22 protein-coding genes are annotated in these 22920 nt (G+C 47.3%); 14 read left to right on the top strand and 8 right to left on the bottom strand.

Annotation, left to right across the window (positions count from 1 at the left end):
* Positions 1-28: 28 nt before the first annotated feature.
* The 3 genes from ACLVWR_RS17130 (at position 29) to ACLVWR_RS17120 (ending at position 4235) form a co-directional block, all read left to right on the top strand.
* Entirely contained in the window at positions 29-1603 is a 1575-nt protein-coding gene (locus ACLVWR_RS17130) for an aldehyde dehydrogenase family protein (RefSeq protein WP_413581808.1), read from the top strand.
* Between the two features lie 74 nt (positions 1604-1677).
* Positions 1678-2781: a calcium:proton antiporter gene (locus ACLVWR_RS17125; RefSeq protein WP_413583516.1), complete on the top strand. Its 1104-nt coding sequence runs from the start codon at positions 1678-1680 to the stop codon at positions 2779-2781.
* Positions 2782-2858: 77 nt separating this feature from the next.
* Entirely contained in the window at positions 2859-4235 is a 1377-nt protein-coding gene (locus tag ACLVWR_RS17120) for a cytochrome c biogenesis protein ResB (RefSeq protein ID WP_413581807.1), read from the top strand.
* Here ACLVWR_RS17120 and ACLVWR_RS17115 read toward each other — a convergent pair.
* The 4 genes from ACLVWR_RS17115 to nrfH form a co-directional block, all read right to left on the bottom strand.
* Entirely contained in the window at positions 4232-5488 is a 1257-nt protein-coding gene (locus ACLVWR_RS17115; RefSeq protein ID WP_413581806.1) for a glutamate-5-semialdehyde dehydrogenase, read from the bottom strand. The two genes, ACLVWR_RS17120 and ACLVWR_RS17115, sit on opposite strands and share 4 nt — an antisense overlap.
* Positions 5475-6257, bottom strand: coding sequence for a glutamate 5-kinase (proB, locus tag ACLVWR_RS17110; protein ID WP_413581805.1), 783 nt, complete (start codon positions 6255-6257; stop codon positions 5475-5477). The genes ACLVWR_RS17115 and proB overlap by 14 nt, the downstream gene beginning before the upstream one ends.
* Positions 6258-6322: 65 nt before the next feature.
* Positions 6323-7696, bottom strand: a complete 1374-nt coding sequence (locus ACLVWR_RS17105; RefSeq protein WP_413581804.1) for an ammonia-forming cytochrome c nitrite reductase subunit c552 — start codon at positions 7694-7696, stop codon at positions 6323-6325.
* 18 nt (positions 7697-7714) lie between these two features.
* Positions 7715-8179 carry a cytochrome c nitrite reductase small subunit gene (gene nrfH, locus ACLVWR_RS17100; RefSeq protein WP_413581803.1) on the bottom strand — a complete coding sequence of 155 codons (465 nt, stop codon included), beginning with the start codon at positions 8177-8179 and terminating at the stop codon, positions 7715-7717.
* 283 nt (positions 8180-8462) lie between these two features.
* Here nrfH and ACLVWR_RS17095 point away from each other — a divergent pair, with 283 nt between their 5' ends.
* The 4 genes from ACLVWR_RS17095 (at position 8463) to ACLVWR_RS17080 (ending at position 11668) form a co-directional block, all read left to right on the top strand.
* Entirely contained in the window at positions 8463-9230 is a 768-nt protein-coding gene (locus ACLVWR_RS17095; RefSeq protein ID WP_413581802.1) for a hypothetical protein, read from the top strand.
* 95 nt (positions 9231-9325) lie between these two features.
* A complete protein-coding gene (locus tag ACLVWR_RS17090) occupies positions 9326-10000 on the top strand; it encodes a carbonic anhydrase (RefSeq protein WP_413581801.1) in 675 nt (224 codons plus the stop codon).
* Positions 10001-10231: 231 nt separating this feature from the next.
* Positions 10232-10984, top strand: a complete 753-nt coding sequence (locus ACLVWR_RS17085) for a TIGR02147 family protein (RefSeq protein WP_413581800.1) — start codon at positions 10232-10234, stop codon at positions 10982-10984.
* A gap of 6 nt (positions 10985-10990) precedes the next feature.
* Positions 10991-11668: a hypothetical protein gene (locus tag ACLVWR_RS17080; protein ID WP_413581799.1), complete on the top strand. Its 678-nt coding sequence runs from the start codon at positions 10991-10993 to the stop codon at positions 11666-11668.
* A 31-nt stretch (positions 11669-11699) separates the two neighbouring features.
* Here the strand turns inward: ACLVWR_RS17080 and ACLVWR_RS17075 are convergent, their stop codons facing one another.
* Positions 11700-12911, bottom strand: a complete 1212-nt coding sequence (locus ACLVWR_RS17075; RefSeq protein ID WP_413583515.1) for an MFS transporter — start codon at positions 12909-12911, stop codon at positions 11700-11702.
* Between the two features lie 118 nt (positions 12912-13029).
* Here ACLVWR_RS17075 and ileS point away from each other — a divergent pair, with 118 nt between their 5' ends.
* The 5 genes from ileS to ACLVWR_RS17050 all read left to right on the top strand — a co-directional run bounded on the left by ileS (position 13030) and on the right by ACLVWR_RS17050 (position 19819).
* Positions 13030-16194, top strand: coding sequence for an isoleucine--tRNA ligase (gene ileS / locus ACLVWR_RS17070; RefSeq protein ID WP_413581798.1), 3165 nt, complete (start codon positions 13030-13032; stop codon positions 16192-16194).
* Positions 16194-16931: a tRNA (N6-threonylcarbamoyladenosine(37)-N6)-methyltransferase TrmO gene (tsaA, locus tag ACLVWR_RS17065; protein WP_413574754.1), complete on the top strand. Its 738-nt coding sequence runs from the start codon at positions 16194-16196 to the stop codon at positions 16929-16931. The genes ileS and tsaA overlap by 1 nt, the downstream gene beginning before the upstream one ends.
* 13 nt (positions 16932-16944) lie before the next feature.
* Complete coding sequence (locus ACLVWR_RS17060) at positions 16945-17694, top strand: tyrosine-protein phosphatase (RefSeq protein WP_413581797.1); 750 nt, start codon at positions 16945-16947, stop codon at positions 17692-17694.
* A 60-nt stretch (positions 17695-17754) separates the two neighbouring features.
* Entirely contained in the window at positions 17755-19356 is a 1602-nt protein-coding gene (locus ACLVWR_RS17055) for a tryptophan halogenase family protein (protein WP_413581796.1), read from the top strand.
* A 61-nt stretch (positions 19357-19417) separates the two neighbouring features.
* Complete coding sequence (locus ACLVWR_RS17050) at positions 19418-19819, top strand: hypothetical protein (protein WP_413581795.1); 402 nt, start codon at positions 19418-19420, stop codon at positions 19817-19819.
* A 79-nt stretch (positions 19820-19898) separates the two neighbouring features.
* On the opposite strand, the gene gloB is transcribed toward ACLVWR_RS17050, so the two are convergent.
* Complete coding sequence (gene gloB / locus ACLVWR_RS17045; protein WP_413581794.1) at positions 19899-20657, bottom strand: hydroxyacylglutathione hydrolase; 759 nt, start codon at positions 20655-20657, stop codon at positions 19899-19901.
* Positions 20632-21474, bottom strand: a complete 843-nt coding sequence (locus ACLVWR_RS17040; protein ID WP_413581793.1) for an ATP-grasp domain-containing protein — start codon at positions 21472-21474, stop codon at positions 20632-20634. The genes gloB and ACLVWR_RS17040 overlap by 26 nt, the downstream gene beginning before the upstream one ends.
* A 47-nt stretch (positions 21475-21521) precedes the next feature.
* Here ACLVWR_RS17040 and ACLVWR_RS17035 point away from each other — a divergent pair, with 47 nt between their 5' ends.
* Positions 21522-21962, top strand: coding sequence for a bacterioferritin-associated ferredoxin (locus ACLVWR_RS17035; protein WP_413581792.1), 441 nt, complete (start codon positions 21522-21524; stop codon positions 21960-21962).
* Here the strand turns inward: ACLVWR_RS17035 and ACLVWR_RS17030 are convergent.
* A complete protein-coding gene (locus tag ACLVWR_RS17030; RefSeq protein ID WP_413581791.1) occupies positions 21959-22231 on the bottom strand; it encodes a (2Fe-2S)-binding protein in 273 nt (90 codons plus the stop codon). The genes ACLVWR_RS17035 and ACLVWR_RS17030 overlap by 4 nt on opposite strands.
* Positions 22232-22371: 140 nt before the next feature.
* Between ACLVWR_RS17030 and greA the strand changes: the two genes are divergently transcribed.
* Entirely contained in the window at positions 22372-22860 is a 489-nt protein-coding gene (gene greA / locus ACLVWR_RS17025) for a transcription elongation factor GreA (protein ID WP_413581790.1), read from the top strand.
* Positions 22861-22920: the final 60 nt, after the last annotated feature.

The raw sequence follows: 22920 nt of genomic DNA, 5'->3' as shown, positions 1-22920 counted from the left end.
GTCTGAGTTCATTTGGAGAGGAAATCAAATGGCACAAGCACTACCAGCTTTCCCGGGCATTCCAGAAATCAATGGGCGCATTCTGATCAATGGCGAACTACGAAGTCAGGGATTTGAGACCATTCCCGTTCACTCGACCTGCACCACAGGGCCCGAGCTTAAGACGATCGGCACAACGCCTCACGTGAGTATTGAAATTCTAAGAGAGGCTGTTCAGGCCGCCTCCGCGGCATGGGGCAAGGGACTGGGGGAGTGGGCCACGGCGAAAATGGAGGAACGAATGAATGCTGTTGTGAAGTTTCGCAACGGCATGGTCCAGCAACGGGAGCTTATCTGTCGCTTGCTAATGTGGGAGATTGGAAAGACCTGGATTGATTCTCAGGCGGAGTTTGATCGCACCATTCAATACATCGACGACACGGTTGATGAAGTTAAAAACATGGAACGTGAAGCCGGTCGCTTTCATTTTTCCGGTGGTGTCATGGCGCAAATTCGCCGGGCCCCCTTGGGTGTGACACTTTGTATGGGGCCTTTCAATTATCCTTTGAATGAAACTTTCACGACCTTGATTCCGGCTTTGATTATGGGAAATACCGCCGTCGTCAAGGTCGCTCGCTATGGGCAATTGCTGTGGGATCCGTTGCTGGAGGTCTTTCGGGATGCTTTTCCAAAGGGTGTGGTGAATGTTATCAATGGATTGGGGCGCGAAATCGTCAATCCCGTCGTCCGTGATGGCAAAATTGATGTCCTGGCTTTCATTGGCACCAGTAAGGTCGCCAGTCAGATCAAGATTGCGCATCCTCAGCCCTTTCGTTTTCGCAGCATTCTAAGTCTGGAAGCAAAGAACCCTGCGATCATCATGGAGGATGCGGACCTGGATAATGCGGTCAGTGAGTGCGCGAAAGGAGCTCTTTCGTTTAATGGACAAAGATGTACGGCATTGAAAATGATTTTCGTGCATAAAAAAGTGGCCAGTGAGTTTACCAAACGCCTGGTGCAAAAAATCGATTCCATGAAACCCGGTATGCCTTGGGATGAAGGTGTGGCGATCACTCCTCTTCCTGATCCAAAAAAATCCGAGTACCTGAATAGTTTGATCAATGATGCTGTTGCGAAGGGCGCTGAACTGGCCAATAAAGAAAAAGGTGGAAAAATTCACGACGGTATTTTCTTTCCTGCGGTGCTGGCTCGGGTCCCGTTGAACTCAAGAATTGCGATTGAGGAACAATTCGGACCCGTGGTTCCGATTGCTGAGTTTGAAGATTATAAGGAGATTGAAGATTATATTTTAAACTCTCCCTATGGAAATCAAGCCAGTGTGTTTGGTCAGAATGCACAAATGTTAGGAGTTATGATTGATCGACTGAGCAACCAAGTATGTCGTATCAATATCAACAGTCAGTGCCAGCGCGGACCCGATGTGTATCCGTTCACGGGAAGAAAGAATTCAGCAGAAGGTACATTGAGCGTCTATGATGCACTTCGATCATTCAGTATCCGCTGTATGGTGGCGGCGAAGCAGGATCAGGCTTCTCGTCAGGTGATACAGAGCGTACTTCATCAGAACAGTTCCAATTTTCTTTCCATGAACGTGGTGTTGTAGTGAAGTAATTCTTGACAGATAGAACTGCTTTCTTGGAAATAAAAAATGAATTTCACGGCAGGAGAACAGTTATGATGAATCTTTCTAATTTACGTTTACTGACATCATGGACAACTGTTCTTGTTTATTTTCTGGCTTTATCGGCTTGGATGGCCACGGTGACTTCTCCAATTATGTTGGGAGTTCTGTTCGTCGCCTTTTTTGCGGTGGTTTTGTGGGCGGCTTTTGGAGTTGTTCATGAGGCCGAAGTATTGGCGGAAGTTTTAGGGGAGCCCTATGGCACACTGATCCTCACGTTGTCGATCGTGATCATCGAGGTGGCGCTGGTGGGTGCTGTGATGCTGGGATCGGGAGCTGCTCCTACCATGGGACGTGATACGATGTTCGCGGTACTCATGATCGTTATGAATGGTGTCGTGGGCTTGGGACTTTTTATCGGAGGTCTAAAGCATCGCGAACAGTCCTACAACCTTCAAGGTGCAGCGTCTTATCTTTCTGTTTTGATTCCCCTGACCTGTATTGCTCTGATACTTCCAAACTTCACGACGTCAACGGCAGAAGGCACTTTGTCGTTTTGGCAATCCACGTATTTTTCTGTTTTCTCCATTGCATTGTATGGGGTCTTTTTGATCACACAGACGGGACGTCACCGGGCATTTTATGTGCATCAAATTGAGGGCAAGGTTGACGAGGATGTCGATGCTCCTCGTGCACCGATTAACTGGAAGGAGTTGCGCAAGCACGTGATTTTGCTTTTGGCGAATATTCTGCCAATCGTGCTTTTGTCCAAGGGGCTCGCAAAAATTCTGGATGCGGAAATCAAAGCTCTGGATTTGCCGCTGGCTTTGGGTGGTGTTGTTGTTGCGGCCGTGGTTTTTGCTCCAGAGGGGATCAGTGCATTGCGTGCGGTTGCGCGCAATGATCTGCAAAGAACAATCAATCTGTGTTTGGGGGCCGCAACCTCCACTGTGGGTTTGACCGTTCCGGTTATATTGGCAATTGGTACGATCACGGGCCAAACAGTTATTTTAGGGCTCGCTCCTCGCGAAGTGACTCTGCTGGGAATGACCTTGATCCTAAGCACTTTGACGTTCTCAAATAGACGAACCACAATGCTCGAGGGAACTGTGCATCTGATTTTGTTCTTTGTGTATCTGGTTTTGGTATTCAATCCGTAATACTGTTATTAGTTGCTGGGTCACAGCAATGTCATCAAACCATTGACCCCTAGTTCGGATGGGTGAAACTGGGACGGATGGCGAAATTCGTCCGATTTTTTAAGAAAATATTAAAGGCATTTGCATCATTGCGATTGGCGGTGGTGCTGCTTTTAATTCTTTCTATTCTGATCTGTATCGGCACTATAGTGGAAAGTCGTCTTGATGCCCATGCCGCCAAGGTATTTGTTTACGGATCCGTCTGGATGCAACTGACCATGGGGCTTCTGGTAGTCAGTCTTATTGCGGTGATTGCAGATCGTTGGCCCTGGCAAAGAAAGCACGCCGCATTTATATTGGCTCATATCGGCGTAATTATGATTGTGGCGGGATCCATCATCACTCAGCAAAAAGGTATTGATGGAACAATCCGTCTGGTGCCCGGGGAGAAAAGCGCTGCCGTAACGGTGCCCGAGACAGAGTTGATTTTGTACCGCTCCAAAGACGGCGCCAGTTACGACATTGTCCACTCAGAACCAGTTCAATTTTTAAAAAATCCCATAACTCCAGAGAAACCCTTTCTGATTAAAACCAAAGAATCGGAAATTGAAATTGTAGAGTCTGTTCCTTACGGAGTTCCCAAGCGCAATGTGCAAAATTCACTTATTGCACAAAGTGGGGCGGGGCTTCGGTTTCAGATGATGAATGACCGGATCCAGACATTAGAGTGGCTGGTGCAAAGAAATGTTTTTGAAAAAATAAATTTCGATATGGGACCGGTGCTGGTTTCAATGGGTGGATTATGGCAAAGAAATCTGGAACGACATGAGATTCGTCTGGTGCCCCAGCCGAACGGAGCCCAATACAGTTTTTACCAGAAAAACCAAGCAGAACCCACCGCCAAGGGTGAGCTTGTCGAGGGCGACAAGGTCCATACTCCGTGGATGGGGCTGGAGTTTCGCATGCTGCGCTACTTTCCAAAGGCAGAGCTGAAATGGGATCTGGAAAAAATGGATCATCCGACCCCGCAAAGCACGGCAGCTTTGTTAGTTCGTCAGGGCGGGCATGAGAATTGGTTGTTTTTAAATGACTATCTTAAGATTTTTACGGAATCCCACGTTTACCTGCTAAGCTATCGAAACCGTCAGGTGGATTTGGGATTTCCGTTGGAACTAAAGGAATTCAGAAAGACCCAGTATCCTGGCAGCAGCAAGGCCATGGCCTATGAAAGCACAGTTAGCTATGCTGATGGAAAAGAAGTCGTGATATCCATGAATGAGCCATTGCAGTACGACGGCTTCAGTGTCTATCAGGCGGGGTTTGATCCTTTACCGAATTCTTCTTCGCAGTTTGCCAGTATTTTATCAGTCAATCGCGACCCGGGAAGGCCGCTGAAATACCTGGGGTCACTTATTATGACTCTTGGGATTCTGCTTTTGTTTTACTTCAGAAAACAATATCGCAAAAAATCCTAGCCACGGGTCTGTCCGCTGCCATCAACCAACCATCGTGCATTAGTCAGTTCGCGAAGGCCCACAGGGCCACGCACGTGAAGCTTTTGTGTGCTGATTCCCAGTTCTCCGCCCAGACCAAATTCAAAGCCGTCGGTGAATCGAGTGGAGGCATTCCAATACACCGCAGCCGCATCGATGTCCTGTTGGAAGATGCGTGCTTTTTCCTCGGACCTGGTCACGATGGCTTCGGAATGTTTGCTTCCGTGCTTTTCAATATGGTTAATGGCTTCGTCGATATCATTTACCAGACAACAATTCATGATTAAATCCAGATATTCCGTGTCCCAGTCCTCGGAATTTGCCATTGTAACTCGTTCGTGGCCGTTTAGAATGGCCAGTGATCCAGAGTCCACATGCCACTGAAGTTTTTTTGCTTCTGTTTCTTTGTAAAGCAAAGGCAGAAACTGATTCGCAATTTTCGCATTTACCAAAACTGTTTCCAGGGCATTGCAAACGCCCGGACGTTGGGTCTTGGCGTTGGCGACAATCTTTGCTGCCATTACCAGATCAGCGTCTTCAGCAACATAAGTGTGGCACATCCCGCGATCATTTTTAATGATCGGCATCAAGGCCGTGCGCTGAACGAAATCAATCAACTTATCACCACCACGGGGGACGACAATGTCGATCACATCTTTTCGTTTTAGAAGTTGTTCGACCAAAGAGCGGTCGTAACTTTCAACTCCCAAAAAAGGCAGCTGGTCAAATCCGCCATCCATAAGGCTTTCGCGCATCAGACGGTAGATGATGGCGCTGCTGTATTTGGATTCCGATCCCCCACGTAGCAAGATGACGTTGCCGGATTTAAAGGCCAAAGAGAAAGCTTCCAGAATCACGTTAGGGCGGGATTCGAAAATCATAAATATTACGCCCAAAGGTGCGCGAATCTTTTTTAACAACAAACCATTTTTCAAAATGGTTTGTTCGATCACTTCGCCAACGGGGTCAGGAAGACCTGCAACTTGCTTCAGGCTTTCGATCATACCATCGATGCGTTCCGCGTTTAAAGTCAAACGATCACGAAACGCGCTGGCCGTGTCGGCGGGAAGGGCAGCAAGATCTTTTTTGTTCTCTTCAATGATTTCGTTGGAAGCGCTCGCAAGACGGCGGGCAATAGACAACAACGCCTGATTTTTGTTTTCCGTTGAAAGTTTGCGTTGTTTGCGGGCCGAGGCACGCAGATCCTGCAAGGCCTGCTCATTAAGCGAGTTCATGGCGTCCCCCAAATTGTGTTCCGATACTTTCGCCTTTTGCGATATGCAAAAGGTTGTTGGGAATATCGCCGCGAACAAGATGGGTGATGATCTTGTTTTTACCGGCTGTTTCCGCCGCCAGAAGTTTTGAGTACATACCACCGGTGCCGACTTTGGAGACGGCTTTACGGTCTGCCAGATTGAATTCGGCTTTAGAAACTTTAGGACGATAGCGGATTAAAGTGGCATCGGGATTTTTGTTCGGATCAGAATCAAACAAGCCATCCACGTCAGTCATCAGAATAACCCGTTCGGCTTTCATCATGACTGCGACTTTCGCTGCCAGGGAGTCGTTGTCGCCGAATTTGATTTCCTCGGTCGCCACGGCGTCATTTTCGTTCAAGATTGGAAGGACTTTCCACTTCAAAAGTTCTGTCAGAGTGTTTTGCAGGTTTTTGCGACGAGCGGGGTCTTTCATGTCCCCGGCGGTCAGGAGCACCTGGGATCCCAATAAATTTGCAGATTGCAAAGCCAGATTGTATTGGTCCATCACCAATGGCTGACCAATGGCGCTCAGGGCTTGCTTTTGTGGAAGAGTTCTTTTGGCAGATTTAAAATTGGTGCGGGCAACTGCCCAGGCAATGGCTCCGGAGGTCACCCAGATGATCTCGATGCCATGTTTCTTTTTCAGCTGTGCCACTTGCAGCATCCAGGCACGCATTAATAACGGACCACCATCGCAAACCATTTTACTGCCAGCTTTGATCACCCAACGTCTGTTTTTCGCCATGACTCTTCCCTTTGGTTTTTCAAAAACCCCTTTAAGTCTAGGGGTAGGGAAGAGTCCTCAGCAATCTATTTTTTCAACGAATCTTTGTAGCGATTGACCGCCATGATACCTTTGCGGGAATTGTCGATGGATTCACCAAATATGCGTGCGGACTCCTGAGGCGCGTGGAAGCCTGACGAGTTTTCCGCTTCCACGAAATCAAACATAAACTGGGCATGTCGTTGGAAGTTTCTGGCCGCCTCGAGTTCTTTGTTCGGTGACTTGGCCAGGTCCACGTCCTTATACGGTTTAAGTGCGTTGATCAGGTCGATCAATGCATCAAATGCGATGTTGCGCAGGCGTTGGTGGCGATCCTCAATTGCTGTTGCGCGATCAGCCAGCTCTTTTTCAGGAACGTTGTGGCAGGTTTGGCAGGCGCGATTGATATTTAAAAGCGGGCTTCGTACCCAGTGGTCGGTCACTTTCATTGCTCCCACCCGTTGGTAAGGCATGTGGCAGTCCGTGCAAGCGACACCTGCACGGGCGTGGGTGCCTTGAGAGAACATTTCAAATTCAGGATGTTGCGCTTTTAGAACCGGAGCACCGGTGTCTTTGTGAATCCAGTCTTTGAATTTGACTTCGTCATAGTAGCTCAGAATTTCCTCAACCTTGATGCCCTTGGCCCAAGGATAGGTCAGAGTTTTTCCTTCACCTTTGAAGTAGTACTCAACGTGACATTGGGCGCAGACGTAGGTGCGCATTTCCTGGCGTGAAGCCATTTTGTTCACATCATATTCAGTAATGCCTTGTGTGGCTTTAAAGGCTTTGATGCCTTCAATAAAAGCAGGGCGGGTGATTCGCAGGGACATGTCCTTGGCGTCATGGCAGTCGATGCAGGCCACGGGATGTTTGGCCAGAGTCACAACTTCTTTGTATGGAAGTTTGTTCATTTCATGAAATCCCTTTACCAGATCGCCCTCACCCAGCTTTTTATAAATTGAATAAGTGGAAGCATGGCAATTCAGACAGGCTCCGGGTTGCTTTACCACATCCTGGCGTTCAGTCAGTTCCTGATCCAGCAGCATATAGGCATGGCCCCGCTCCTCCCGGAAGTCTTTGGAGAAGGCATAGCCGTTCCACATAATGCGGAGTCTTGGGTCTTCATCCAATTTTTGAACAGAGGTGAAAGTGCGCGGATCCTTTGCCGTCGGGACGTGAGGGAAGGCCTCGCTGCCGCCGTACTTGGTGCGAGTCATGTCTGATGTCTTCAGATAGGATTCGTATTGATAAGGAAAGTTTTTTCCCCAAACCGCAGGATCTTCAATGTCATCGGTGATTTCAACGACGCGGTAGAATGCTTGTTTTCCCTCTTGTTTGCGTTCGAAGATGTTGACCAGAAGTGCTGCCGCGGCAACGGTCAGAAAGATAGCTCCAACAAGGATAATAAGATTTCGTTTCATGGGCGTCATGGGTGGCTCCTATTGTCCGTGGCCCACACCGCGGTGACAGTGCAGGCAATTCTTAACATTTTCTTCAGTTCCTTTGTGCGCACCTATGTCCATGGCTTGAACCATGGGCTGATGGCAGTTCAGGCAGCTCTGTAATGCGACCTTACGATTTAGATCCTTAATTTGAATCGGCTCGTGAAAGTTCTGAAAAGTAAAGGCCCAACCGTGATTAAAACCGTTCAATGCTTTAACCGCATATTTAGCCGCGATATTTCCGTGGGGTAAGTGGCAGTCATTGCACTTCGCCACGTATTGATGGCCTGATTTACTCCAGGAATCATAGTTAGCCTGCATGATATGGCAGTTGATACACGCCTTGGGGTCGTCAGACAGGTAAGAATAACCTTTGGCGTAAATGAAGGAATAAGCGCCCAAACCAATCAGTATACCGATTAGTATGATGACAATTATTCCGGGCGCATTTTTCAGGTTCATGGGTAAACTGTAAATGAAAGTCTATTGATATGGCAAACAGTCGATCCACAGCCAAGATGCGTCTTGATAGGCGGAAAAGAGTGGCCGAGTTAGATGACAACATCTGCATAAGAACGAATATAATAATTTTTAATTCGAATAGGTTCGTTAATGGCAGGGCTGGAGGGTAACACCCTCTAAGAAACTCTATTTTAGTCTCAGTTTGAAAGATTGCGGTCGGAGTACTTTACCTACCAAACGACAATTTGTTAAATTGAATGTCAGACACCTAAAGGGGAATCCATTGAAAAAGCACGTTGTTGTACTATTGGCCCTTGTTGCTGTGGGCTGCGCGCAAAAGCCCGTTATCAAAGAACCCGAAATAGTTGCCAGCTGTTTTGCAGATGGCGAAAAGCAGGAAATGTGCAAAGCCGAGCGCACCAATGACGATGGAAAAATCGTGATCACTCGTTGCATCGGTTCAACCAACCGTAATGCTCTGGCAAGTCTGCGTGGAAAATGTGTGGAAAGAATCTGCACCAAAGGTTCCAACAATGATTGTCAGATTCGCGGGGAGATGGGCGTCCTGGATCAGTACTCAGAATTAGTTCGCCATAAATTCTTTGCGGAAGACGAAGAAGACGGTGCCGCGGTTGCCCCAAAAAAAATAGCGAAAGCAAAAAAGAAAAAAGGCAAAGGCGCTGTCAAAGCTGTCGAACAGGAGTTGGATGTTGATCCCATGGCCGAACTTCCCAAGATGCCTGAAAAGCCAGAGCCGGTGGTTAAGAAAGCGGCTCCTAAAGCCGTGTCACAAGAGCCTGCAGAGCCAGCGGCGATCAATGTTACATTGAAGGCCGATGCGTCCCCTAAATCCGTCAGCTCTAAACCTCGAAAGCCGGCATCTTCGGTGGCGGCAAATGAAGGTTTTAAAAAGGTATGTGTCGCCAAGTCAGATGCCAATGCTCCGGAAGTGTTGCGCGGCAAATGTGCCACTCGCAACTGCAATGATGGCAAGTGCACCTATGGTGGTCGCAAAGAGATGTTTGAATACGTCACTCGTTCCGGGACTTAGGCTTCAGAGGGGGCTCTATTGAATCTGACGCAACGCTAAGCGTTAGTTGCGAGCCCCAAATTGTACATTCTCTTCTTAGGGATTAAGCATGTCCCATGACTCAAGAATCACTTCTGACTAAAAAAGAAATCCTAAAAATGATGGCGGGATTCCGTCGGTTTCGTGAGCGCTTTTTTAAGGGCGAGCATTCCGTTTACGAGGATCTTTCCACTGGCCAAAGCCCTAAAACATTGATGATTGCCTGCAGTGATTCCCGCGTGGATCCGGCGATTTTGTTTTCTTCCTCTCCAGGGGAAATCTTTGTGGTTCGAAACGTGGCAAATCTAGTGCCTCCTTTTGAATCCAACATGGGTTTTCACGGGGTGTCTGCGGCGATTGAATTTGCCGTCGTTAACTTGCAAGTCGAGAACATTGTGATTCTTGGGCACCGTCAATGCGGCGGCATTCGTTCGTTGTTCCAGCCCGACGCCATTCGCAAGGGTGGATTTGTGCAGCAGTGGATGAGCATCGCAGAGGAAGCAAAGAACAAAGTTTTGCAGGCACATCCCCACGGTGATCTGGATCAGAAATGCCGAGAGTGTGAGAAAACTTCTATCGTGACCTCGCTTGAGAATTTAAGAACATTCCCATTTATTGACTCTGCTGTGAAAGAACGCGGTTTGCAGTTGTTGGGCGTTTACTTCGATCTTGAGAATGGCCACCTGTCCTTCTTTGACGATATGACACAAAACTTTAGAGAGCTGGAAATCTCGAAAGTTCACAACACTTAGTATTGATTTTGGACGCCTTGGAGAACGTGAGGAACGGTGACTCCAAGGCAGATAAGTACCCATCAAGATATTGACATCAAGCTCCAACCTCTAGATATTCCACCACATTCCATGAGTGCTTATACGAGAACGCTTTTTAATTTGCGACTCCATTGGAGTCAGAGCACCACGGCAAGGGCATTGCGCCGATTACTTTTGTGAAATAGTTTTTCCGCCATGGGGAATACGTCTATGAAAAAAACATCCGAGTTATCGAATTTTTTTAATGAGATTTTTTTGGCGCGCCGTCGGAAAAATCCCAAGTACTCAATGCGTGCATTCGCACGTGATCTTTCACTGACTCAAGGTCGTTTGTGGGAATTGATTCATGGTCGTTATATTCCAGGATCAAAAGTGACTGAGCGTATTGCGGAGTTGTTGAAGCTGGCGCCGGAAGATAAAGAGCGCATGCAATCTTTGATTGCCATCGCCAAAGCGCAACCGGTCTCCACTCTGCGTTCGATTTCCAAAGATGAGTTCGCGATTATCTCTGATTGGGAGCACATGGCGATCTTTAATTTGATTTCGACCAAAGGTTTCGATCACACGATCAACAGCATCGTGAGTCGTCTGGAAATCTCCATGTTGCAGGCAGAAGGGGCATTAAGTCGTCTGGTTGAAGCAGGTCTGGTTGTCGATGATGGCGGTAAATTTGTTCCGGCATTCACCAATGTCAGCGCGCCCACAGAGGTGCCTTCAGAAGTGATGCGCGAGTTCCATCGTCAGATGATTGGTCGCTCGGTAACATCTTTGCATCGTGATCCAGTTGAATCTCGCAGTATTACCAGCATGGTTTTTCCTGCGAACGTTAAGAATCTGGCGAAGGCTAAAAAAATCATTCTCGATTTCAATGTTCGTATGGCAGAGCTTATGGATAAAGGTGACACAACGGAAGTGTACAGCCTGGCAGTTCAATTGGTGCCAGTCACAGTAGCAGGAAGGTAGGAAGAAATGAAAAACTTAATGAAGAGTATTTTGCTTGCGGGTTTGTTGGTATTTCCAGTGATCGGCCATGCTTGGACATTTGTGGGTAACGCAGGGAACGTGGTTATTTGCAAAGGTCAGGTAGTTGGTTTCTATGATCGCTTTGAATTGGATTTGCGTTACAACTGGACGTGGGAACTGGCACAAATTGAATTGCCAAACACGACAGGCACTCCGGATGAAGTCATTTTGGCTCAAGCCTATTTGCAAAGAATTGAAAAGCTTCACCCGATGTTGTTTGCAACATTGAAAGGCTACGTGGATTCCTTCTATAGCGAAGTGAATTTCGTAAAAGGCTATCTGCCAAATGTTCTGGACGATGCTGGTGTGGTGGTATTGCCGGGCAAGCATTGCAATCTGGAACTTTTGGTTGTGCAGAAGCCGATTCAGTATCCTAAAAAGTCCCTGTACACGGTGAATCAGTTCTATTGGAAGTCTTTGAACTCCCAAGACCGTGCCGTGGCAATCCTGCATGAAGTGATCTACCGTGTGGCTTTGACTCGTGGTAAGGCGCCTCGCTCGTCAGAAGGCATTCGTCTTTTGAATGAAGTGATTCTGTCCAACGAAGTGAAAAACATGACAGTGTATGAGTTTGCTAATCTGACCCGAATGGTGTTTACACCCCAATCCAGTGATCAAAAGTAAATAATGATGAAAGGCCCCGATGGGGCCTTTTTTATTTTCTTCTAAAATCGGTGATCCACTCGATTAGAAAATAAACCAGTGCGACGGCCGGAAACAAGGCGCCGATTTTTGTCGTCAGATCCCAGCCGCCGTGAGAGTAAGCCCACGCTCCCGCATAGGAGCCAATCGAGCCACCGACGAAGATAATGGCGACATAAAGACCATTCAAGCGTCCGCGATATTCCGGTTTTAAGGAAAAGATCGCCCTTTGTCCTAAAACCAAAGTGGCTGTGATTCCTGCATCCAGTAGAATCGCTGAAAAAACCAGAACACCCAAAGCTGTCAAAGATCCCGGCTCCAGTAAATGAGTCACACCAAATGAAGCGATCGCGGAGAGCATGGCGATGATCGTCGCAGGTGTCGTCAGTCCCCGGTCAGCAAGCTTGCCCGCATAGGGGGCTGAGATCGCTCCGGCCACACCAGCGAACGCGAATAACGCAATCGCTGATTGTGAAAGGTGATAGGTGGGACTCATTAGATACAACGGCACTGCTGTCCAAAATAAACTGAACGCACCAAACATGCAGGCTTGATAGACGCCTCGACGGCGCAGCACCGGTGTGGAAATCAAAAGTTTTCCCATCGAGGCCAGCAAGCGGCCGTAATGGAGATTTTGTGATTCCGGTTTGCGCGGTGGCAAAAATTTGAAAAGAACAAGCGCCATCAACAACATCAATGAAGCAGACAGGAAAAACACCGCATGCCACGAAAACATATCTGTCAGTAAGCTCGAAATCGGACGGCTCAGCATAATCCCCAACATCAAACCACTCATCAATCCGCCGACCACGCGGCCCCTGTGTGATTCAGCAGTCATATGGGCAGCGTAGGGGACGACAATTTGCACAGCCGAAGTGCCGACTCCCAAAAATAGTGCCGCTGCAAAATAAGGGGCAACGTGTGTTGCCACTCCTAAACCCAACAGGGCCAGAATCGTGAGACCCATCAATGCGAGAATTAATTTTTTGTTTTCCACCAAGTCACCCAGCGGTACCAGGAACAAGACTCCCAGGCCGTAGCCAATTTGAGTGAGTGTCACAACCAGTCCCGCGGAAGAGGTTTGAATTCCTAGGGACTCGCTGATCAAAGCCACCAAGGGCTGGGCGTAATAGAGATTGGCGGCAATAACTCCGACCGTGAGGCCTAAAAGCAGAGTGATTGTACGGGCAGGAACAGTCGGGGAAGTCGTGTCTTGAGGTTGCATTTCTTGGTTATACTCCTGTTCGTGTTCAGAAAAGACCTTTGATGCATAGCGCATTTGTCCTTTCCGAGGTCCTGAAAGGATGCATGATTGGTGAAAACCTGATAAATCTTAAGGACCTATGACGAATGCAAACACTCCAAAAACGACTCCATATAGTGCTGTAAAACCTGATGTCCAACTTGCCAAGCAAGAAGAGGGCATTCTTGATTTTTGGGATCAGCAAAAAATTTTCGAACAGACTCTAGATCCTAAGGGTAAAAAAACTTACAGCTTCTATGACGGTCCTCCGTTTGCGACAGGTCTTCCTCATTATGGGCATTTGCTTGCTGGTGTTTTGAAAGACGTTGTTCCCCGTTACTGGACAATGAAGGGCTACACGGTGCCTCGTCGTTTCGGTTGGGACTGTCACGGTCTTCCTGTTGAGTACGAAATCAACAAGACTCACAAGATTGAATCTCGTAAAGACGTTTTCAAAATGGGTGTGGCTGAATACAACGACGCTTGTCGCTCGATTGTAAAACGTTATTCGACTGAATGGAAAACCACTGTTCGCAGAGTCGGCCGTTGGGTGGATATGGAAAATCCATACTTCACCATGGACGTGTCTTTCATGCAGTCCGTATGGTGGGTGTTCCAGGAGCTTTTCAAAAAAGGCTTGATCTATGAAGGCTACAAAGTTGTTCCTTACTCTGTAGGGATCTCGACTTCGCTTTCAAACTTTGAAGCGAATCAAAACTATAAAATGGTTCAGGATCCTGCGGTCACGGTGATGTTTAAACTTATCAATCAGCCCGACACGGCTGTGATGGCTTGGACGACGACTCCTTGGACTCTTCCTTCCAACATGGCTTTGGCAGTTGGTGTGGAAATGGATTACGTGAAGGTTCAAGAAAAATCTTCGGGTCGTAAGTTGATCCTGGCGCAAGCATTGCTTTCATCTGTGTTTAAGAAACCAGATGAAGAAGTTGAAGTTTTGCAAATGATGAAGGGCACAGAGCTTGTAGGTCTGACTTACGAACCTTTGTTCCCATACTTCGGTGATCGCGCTGAAAAAGGTGCGTTCCGTATTATTTCTTCAGAGCACGTTACGACTGAATCCGGTACCGGTGTTGTGCACATGGCACCAGCGTTCGGTGAGGAAGACTACTATGCGTGCGCAAAAGCGGGCATTCCTCTTGTGAATCCTGTCGACGATGACGGTATGTTCACGGCAGAGGTTCCTGACTATCAAGGAAAACGTGTTAAGGAAGCTGACAAAGACATCATCGCGGCTTTGAAAGCTAAAGGGAACTTGTTCAAACAAGATACAATCCAACATAGTTACCCATACTGCTATCGCTCTGATACTCCGCTGATCTATCGTGCGGTTTCTTCTTGGTTTGTTTCAGTTGAAAAAATCAAAGAGCAATTGATCGCGAACAACAAACAAACTCAATGGGTTCCGGATCATCTTCGTGATGGTCGTTTCGGTAACTGGTTGGAAGGCGCTCGTGACTGGGCGATTTCTCGTAATCGTTTCTGGGGGACACCACTTCCTATCTGGAGAAATGCAGAAGGCGAAGTGATGTGTATCGGTTCCCGTGCGGAACTTGAAAAACTATCTGGTCAAAAAGTTGAAGATCTTCATATCGAGTTCGTAGATAAAATCACGATTCCATCTCCAACTGGTAAATCACCGCTTAAGCGCGTTGATGGCGTATTGGACTGCTGGTTTGAGTCGGGTTCTATGCCGTACGCTCAGTGGGGTTTCCCTGATGCAAATGTGGAAGAATTCAAAAAAGCTTTCCCAGCGGATTTCATCGCCGAAGGTTTGGACCAAACTCGCGGTTGGTTCTATACTTTGTCGATCATCGGGACGGCTTTGTTCAACCAAGCTCCATTTAAAAATGTTGTTGTGAATGGTCTGGTATTGGCTGAAGACGGTCGTAAGATGTCTAAGTCTTTGAAAAACTATCCTGATCCAATGGAAGTATTGAATCAGCATGGTGCGGATGCTTTGCGTTTGTACTTGATCGATTCTCCGGTTGTGAAAGCACAGGAATTGAAGTTCTCTGAAAAAGGCGTTTACGATATCGTTCGTAAAATCTTGCTAAGATGGTGGAACTCTTATTCATTCTTTGCGAACTATGCAAACATCGATGGCTTCGTTCCAAAAGGTGATGCTAAGAAAAGTTCTAATATTTTAGACCAATGGGTTCTTTCTCGCCTGAACGGTTTGATTGCGAACACTCACAAAGAGATGGACGCCTATCGCCTGTACAACGTTGTTCCTCATTTGCTTCAATTTATCGAGGATCTAACGAACACCTACATCCGTTTCAACCGTTCCCTGTTCTGGCAAGAAGGCATGCCTGAAACGAAACGTTACGCTTACGAGACTTTGCATGAAGTTCTTGTGACGTTGTCTCGTTTGATGGCGCCATTTGCTCCGTTCATGTCAGAAGTAACTTACAAAAACTTGTCACAAGTTCTTCCGAACAAAAAAGACTCGGTTCATTTGGAAAGCTTCCCGCCAGAAGATCTTTCTATGCTTCGCCCAGATCTTGAAGAAGCAGTGAAGGCGATGGACACGTTGGTAACGTTGGGTCGTAATCACCGCGAAAAAATCGGTGTTAAAGCGAAAATCCCATTGAACGAAATCAAGATCATCCACAGAAGTGCGACGCTTCTTGAGACTTTAAAAAAGTTCGAACCGTTCTTTGTTGATGAATTGAACTTCCGTAAAGTTGTTTACAACTCGAATGAAGACCAATTCGTCCAAGTCACTGCCAAAGCGAACTTCCCAGTGTTGGGTAAACGTCTTGGACCTAAGATGAAATCAGTGGGCGCAGGCATCATGGCCTTGCCACTAGAGAGCATCTTGAAACTTGAAACGGGCGGAGCTGTAACAATCGATGGTGAAGAGATCACACTGGCTGACGTTGAAATCCGCAGAGCCCCTAAAGGTGGCAACGCGAACTTGTCAGTTCACCAAGTGGTTTCCATCGAAGTTGATCCAACAGTCACGCCTGAACAAGAGCGTGAAGGCCTGGCTCGCGAAATCATGCGTAAAATCCAAATGGCCCGCAAAACTGCAGACTTTAAGCTAGATGACAAAATCACTCTAGAAATCGCCTGCGACGGCGCTTTGCTTGACGCTTTGAATGCGCACAAGGACATGATCACTTCAGAAACTTTGACTCACACGTTGAACATCTTGCCTCTATCAGGAATGCCTAAGGGCGCACACGTAGACGACAGCGATATCGACGGCGAGAAAATCAAAATCGGTGTTCAGAACTAATGCAAAAGCATGGCGAGAGTTTTGAATTTTCAGCGATAGGGCATGTACAAACGCCCTTTCATGATAAGTTTGGAATTCCTCGCCAACCAGGGCTCGCTAATCCTGCTAAAGGCATTATCAAACTTCTTCCTGATCCTGATTTGTTGACGGCAATTCGTAGCATGGAAGAGTTCTCGCACCTGTGGATTGTCTTTGTCTTTCACGAACACGGTGGCAAAAACTGGAAACCCAGCATTCGTCCGCCGCGTTTGGGTGGGAATCGCAAAGTGGGTGTCCTGGCTTCGCGCTCTCCGCACCGACCGAATCCGATTGGGATGTCTGCGGTAAAAATTGAGAAAATTGATTTCGATGCCAAGGGTGGCCCCGAGATTCACGTTCACGGCGTGGACCTTCTTGATGGAACGCCAGTGCTTGATATTAAACCCTATATTCCCTACGCAGACTCCATTCCTGAAGCGAACGCGGGTTGGGCGAGTGATCCCATAGAACGCACCGATATCGTGTTTTCCATTGAGGCTGAGGCTGAAATCAAAAAGCGTGATCCCGAGGGTGCGAACAATCTTCGCAATCTCATAATCAGCATTCTCGAATTGGACCCACGTCCAGCCTTTCAAAAGCGCCAGGACCCAATAACAGCTCCGCAAAGCTGGGGCCAGAAATACGGCTTTGATATTCTGGGGAGTGATGTAAAATACGAACTACGCGAAGGTCACTTTTACGTCTACGCGATTCAATAAATCGGAGTTCAATTTGAAACTAACAGGTGCCATCAATTTCCGCGATCTTGGCGGTCATTTATCTGTTCAAGGTCATCAGCTTAAATCAGGTCAGTTTTTTCGTTCGGGCGCATTAAATAAGCTAACCAGCGAAGATGTTGTTTTGCTGCAAACCAAGATCGGTCATGTGATCGACTTCCGTGACCCCTCTGAAGCCGCTCACGACAAAGACGTTTTGTGGGACGGGGTGGTTTATGAAAACTGTCCAGCGAATCCCGTGGCCTATCGCATGAGTGCGAACTTGGGTTCCTTTTTCACCAAAGAGCATCTGGAAAATATTCCTCCGCAGTACATGGAAAAACTTTACCGTACTTTACCTTTCGATAACTCTGCCTATCACCGCATGTTTGCCGTGATGGACGAGATGCAGGGGAAGGGTATGCTTCAGCACTGTGCCGTCGGCAAAGATCGCACAGGTGTGGGAACAGCGTTGTTGTTGTTGGGCTTGGGTGTGGAAGAACACCAAGTCATGCAGGATTACCTGACAACGCAAACGGGCCTGGAGCCCTTTCGCAACAACCTGATGACCCAGTTCCAGGGAATTCTTTCCGGAAAAGCGATGGAGGGCTTCCAGTACATGATGGGGGCTCACGAGACGTTTTTGAACGCGGCCTTTGAGGAAATGAAGTCCAAAGCCGGCAGCGTCCAGAAATTTTTACTAAGCGAATACGGTGTAACGGACCAGCGCCGGGCTAAATGGCAGCAAAAGTTCTTTGAATCTTAAAGACCTTTGAATCCTAAGGGACGTTATGGGATAACCGGGCCTCTTAAATGAGGTTTTTCCATGGCGTCTTTGTCCGATCAAATCGACACAGCTTTTGATCTTAGTTACCTGAATTTTTCCAAATATCCAGCCACAGAAATCAAATCCATCGGAATCCTGGGTGGCGGAACAGCCGGTTACCTGGCGGCCTTAGCACTTAAAAAATTGCACCCTAAAATCCAAACTTCGGTGATTGAATCCAGTAAAATTCCGGTGATCGGGGTGGGCGAGTCCACGACGACAGAGATCGTGCCGTTCTTGCACAGAACACTGGGCATTGATCCCCAGGAGTTCTTCCGCGAAGTACAGCCGACCTTAAAACTGGGTATTCGTTTTGATTGGGGCTGCCCAGGGGACTACCACTTTAATTTTAACTTTTTCGCAGGCCATCAGCAGGAAAGCCATTACTACGAAGACTCTATCAACAATGCCAATTGGGCTTCTGTCCTGATGGACAATAACAAGATCCCCGTTGTTCGCGAAAAAAATGGCGAGATGATCTCTTTGCTGCAAAGTATTCCGTTTTCCTATCACATCGATAACAAGAACCTGATTCGCTTCCTGAATAAAGTGCTGAAGCAAAGACAGATTCCGATCGTCGATGCTGTGGTTGAAAAAGTTCACCTTGATGACAATGAATTTGTCACTTCTCTTGAAACTGATGACGGAAAAAAACTTTCGTTTGATCTGTACATTGATTGCTCGGGCTTCCGCTCACGCATTTTGGGCCAGGCTCTTAAGACAGAGTTCATTCCATTCACTTCAACACTAAGAAACAACCGCGCGATAACCTTTGAAACTTCTCATAACAACGTGATTAAGCCTTACACGCAGTGTTCAACCATGAACAATGGCTGGTGCTGGACGATTCCGATGCGCCATGAAAATCATCACGGCTACGTTCATTCCACAGACTACTGTGACGAAGCGACCGCTTTAAAAGAGATCCAAGAAAAATTCGGTCCCATCAAAAGCCATAAGATCGTGGAATTCCGCACAGGCCGCCACAAAAAAGCCTGGAATAAAAACGTCTTTGGATTAGGAAACGCCTACGGGTTCGTAGAGCCTTTGGAATCAACTGCGATTCAAACAGCTGTTCACAGTATTATGACTTTGTGTAAGCTGATGCCAAACAATCATCAGGATGCTTCCAGTATCGCTGGTATCAATCAAGAGATCGCGGCGACGTGGGATACGTTCCGCTGGTTCCTGGGGATCCACTACAAATATAATAAACAACTGGATACAAAGTACTGGCAGGATTGCCGTGCAAACACCAATATCGGTGACGCACAAGTGGTCGTGGATCTGTTCAACCAGCGTCCGCCTTTAAGCGCAAGTAACTTTGGTACGAACTCACCATACACGGCTTTAGAAGCCCTGGTTTTTAATAGCTACAGCTATGATACCTTGCTTTACGGTCAAAAGGTTCTGGAGCGCCCTCCAATGCGTCCTAAAATGTCTAAGGAAGAATACGTGCAGCGCACACTGTCTTACCAGGAGCTGACTAAGAAGGCCCTGACGCTGCATGAGCTGTTTGCTGAGGACTATTTAATTGAAGGTGGCCTGCTGGAGCAGCTTTTCGAGGACCAAGACACCTGGATTGTTGAAACCGAAGCATAATTTTTGGCGACTTTTTGGGGTGTCTGAGGTATGGATGCCCCATCAAAACAAAGGATAGATCATGAAATCAGCAGTTATCGCACTAACTCTTCTATTAGCTTCCGTTTCTTTCGCTAACGAGCGCGTTTTCGATTGCGCTGTCACTCAGTTGAACAAGAATGCTGAAGTTCCGGCTGAATTGGATCTTAAAAACAATCCACAAGTTTTGTTCCGCCATGGTTTGAAACAATGGTCTTTGCAAGTGGGTGGTTTGAAATTGGACACTCGTGATTTGACAGGTCCAGCTTTGTGGTTGGATGTTGATTCCACTCCATCTTCTGTTGAATACATTTTCTCTGTTGAAGGTTCCACAGAGTTCGAACTTTCTGTAAACGTAAAAGATCACTCTGCACAGCTTTACTACTGGGGCTTGGGTGAAAAAACGACTGTTGGATCTTTCGCTTGCGAAGTGATCGAACAATAAGGTCGCGCCAGGGTAAAGACACACTTTAGCCAATTGAAAAAGGCTTCTGAATTTCAGAAGCCTTTTTTTATTTCCTGATCTATTGTTTATTGCGCAGTTCACGAAGGTACGTGAATTGCGATATGGATTTTGCCAGCAGGAAGGGGTTGACGTTTAATTCAACCGCAAGCTTCAAAGGCACCGAAGGCAAGTCCATTTCCCGGCGGGAAAGCAGCTGGTTTTCGTACATCTCCAGCTCCTCACTGTCGCCCGTTATTGGCGAGTTGTCGAGGTTCGATAGCATTTTGCAGAATCTTAAATTCGCTTCCGTATACTCGTGAGTGCAGTACACCAGGGTTTCCGTGGGAAGCTTTTTGAATCGCTGCAGACTTGTGTATGCTTGTTCGTAAGTTCCCTCAAAGATGCGGCCGCAGCCCAGTCCAAACAGGACGTCTCCCGAGAAAAGCCATTTCAACTTCGGTTCCCAGTAGGCAACGTGGCCTAAGGTGTGTCCCGGGAGTTCCAGCACTTCAAAGTTGAATGGTCCCAGTTTCACTGTTTCACCTTCTGTGACCCAGGTGTCGGCTTTGCCAATTTGATTTTTGTTTTTGGCCGGAGCAAAAATTGGAGCAGGGTGTTCGCTGACCAAAGCACTCACTCCTCCAATATGGTCGTTGTGATGGTGAGTCAGCAGGACGCCTTTTAGTTTTAAATTATTTTCTTTCAGAAATTGCGATGTCTTTGCGGCTTCGCCGGGGTCGACAACAAAGACCTCTTGATTGTCTTGATCAATCAAACAGAAGACATAGTTGTCTTCAAAGATTGGAATCAGCTCAACGCGAGGTCTGGTGCCGGCCATATAGCTCCTCCGCATATTGAATGATGCTGCTTGCAAGATTCTTCTTACTATATTTTTCTATTCCTTCGAGCCCGGGACAAGGGTTGGCCTCTAAAACCAGACTGCCTTTGCGGGTTCGCAATAGATCGACACCAGAGACCTGCAGGTCCAAAATCTGAGTTGTCTTTAGAATCAATTCAGATTCGCCTGGTAATAATTCGCAGGGCTCCGCAGTCCCACCCAGTGCGAGGTTGGAGCGAAACTCCCCAGGTTTTGCTGTTCGTTTCATCACCGCGTGAATTTCACTACCGATGACAAAGGCTCTGACATCGGTTCCAAAAGCTTCCGGAAAAAACTCCTGAACGATTAAATGCGAATCACCAGAAGTTGTGAAGATTTTCTGAATCTCTATTTCATTGTGCGCTAAATACACGCCCTCGCCCTTGCTTGATTCAAGCTGCTTCACAATAACCGGAAAGGACAACGAGCTGCGAATTTCATTGGATGAAATCAGGTATGTGAGGGGAGTTGCGATGCCTTCTCTGGTTAGCGAGTTATAGGTTTGCCATTTGTTTCGAGCCACCGTGTAGTATTGAGACGGGTTGATGGTGATAGCAGAGCGGTGTTCAAGCTCTTCCAGAGCCTTTACAGCCTCGCAAAATTGAAAGCTGCTAATGCGGGGGATGATGATGTCGGGCTGGATTTTCAATCGCTCTAAAGGCCATTCCGGATCCCACAATAGTGGCGTGTGCCCACGGGAAACGATCTCCTCGACCAAACGACGGCTGTTATAGATTTCAAACTTTCGACTGAGCAGTAGTATTTTGAGATTTAACATAACTGGCCTTGGGGCAAGAGGGATCTTCATCTAGAATTGTAGCTTATATGAAGATTAAAGTCGAACTCGACGGACGTGATTTTATTGAAGTTGAAACTGAAGGGCAGGACTCTTCAGCACCCGGTCGAACTTTAAAAGTCTCTCATGTGGGATGTACTGAATTTATGGATATGATGAAGAAAATGCGCCGATCCTTTGGTGCTGATATTTCAAAATGGCCCGTGCCAGAAGGGCAGGATCACAGCAGTTTACTTCTGCGTGAGATGGTTCTGCGTTTGCGCGGCGAGTGGCAAGCGGTTTCACCAGAGACAGAGATCTGTCATTGTCGTGGTATTTCTGCGCATACAATTGATCAGGCTATTATTGCAGGAGCTCGTACTCCTGAAGTCGTGACTCGTCAGACATCAGCCAGTGCTCAATGTGGCACGTGTCGACCGGAAGTTCACAAAATGATTCAATATCGTTTGAATCAGCAAAAAGCGTCTTAGTCTTTACTCTCGCCACCATCTTCTTTCACTGAAATTTTACCAGATAAATCCTCCTGAATTTTTTCAGGGAATTGACCGGTTCTTAAATAGTGATCCAGAAGGGGTGCGAGTTTGCGTCGGCAGGATCCTCCGCAGGGTCCAACGCCGGCGGTGGTGGTGTCGAAGATTTCATTCAGGGTCTTGGCCCCATCTGTAATAGCTTTCTCAATGGTCGCACGGGACACATTGTTGCAGCGGCAGATGATTTCGGTTTTCTTTTTTTGACCCATATGGGTTTATGGTACGCCTGTAGAATATGCGGCTCAATGCATTATCAAAATGCGGCGCGTCGAGTCTGGGGCGGGGGTGCGGGTTGAAATATTCCGCGAACTCCGGTAAAAGTAATGTCCCTTTAACAGTGGAGATAGACATGTCTGTAGGTACAAACGACAAACTTCCAATGACAGTTCGCGGAAAAGCGCTGCTAGATGCAGAGCTTAAGAAGCTATTGTTAGAGGAAAGACCCACTATTATCGCTGCTATCGAAGAGGCTCGTGCTCAAGGGGATATCTCTGAGAACGCTGAGTACGAATCCGCAAAAGAGCGCCAATCCATGATTGAAGGCCGTATTGCTGAAATTCAAGGCAAATTGGCGGGTGCTGAAGTGATCGACGTATCCACTATCAAGGCGGATCGTGTTGTATTTGGTGCACACGTAAAAGCAGTTGAAACTGAATCTGAAGAAGAAGTGAACTACCAAATCGTGGGCGTGGATGAAGCGGACGTTAAAAAAGGCATGATCTCTGTGCTTTCTCCTCTTGCACGCGCTTTGATCGGTAAAAAAGTGGGCGACACTGTAACTGTGCAAAGCCCTAAAGGTGACAAGGAATTCGAAATCCTTCACTTCGAGTACCGCTAGACGCCATCGCCAACGCTACGGCGGCGGAGGCGATTTCACTTGGCGATCCGGGTCTTTCGA

This window comes from Bdellovibrio sp. HCB288 (assembly GCF_047305935.1).
Lineage (GTDB): Bacteria > Bdellovibrionota > Bdellovibrionia > Bdellovibrionales > Bdellovibrionaceae > Bdellovibrio.
Note: the sequence above shows the minus strand (reverse complement) of the source record. Positions and strands in the feature narration are given on the sequence as shown.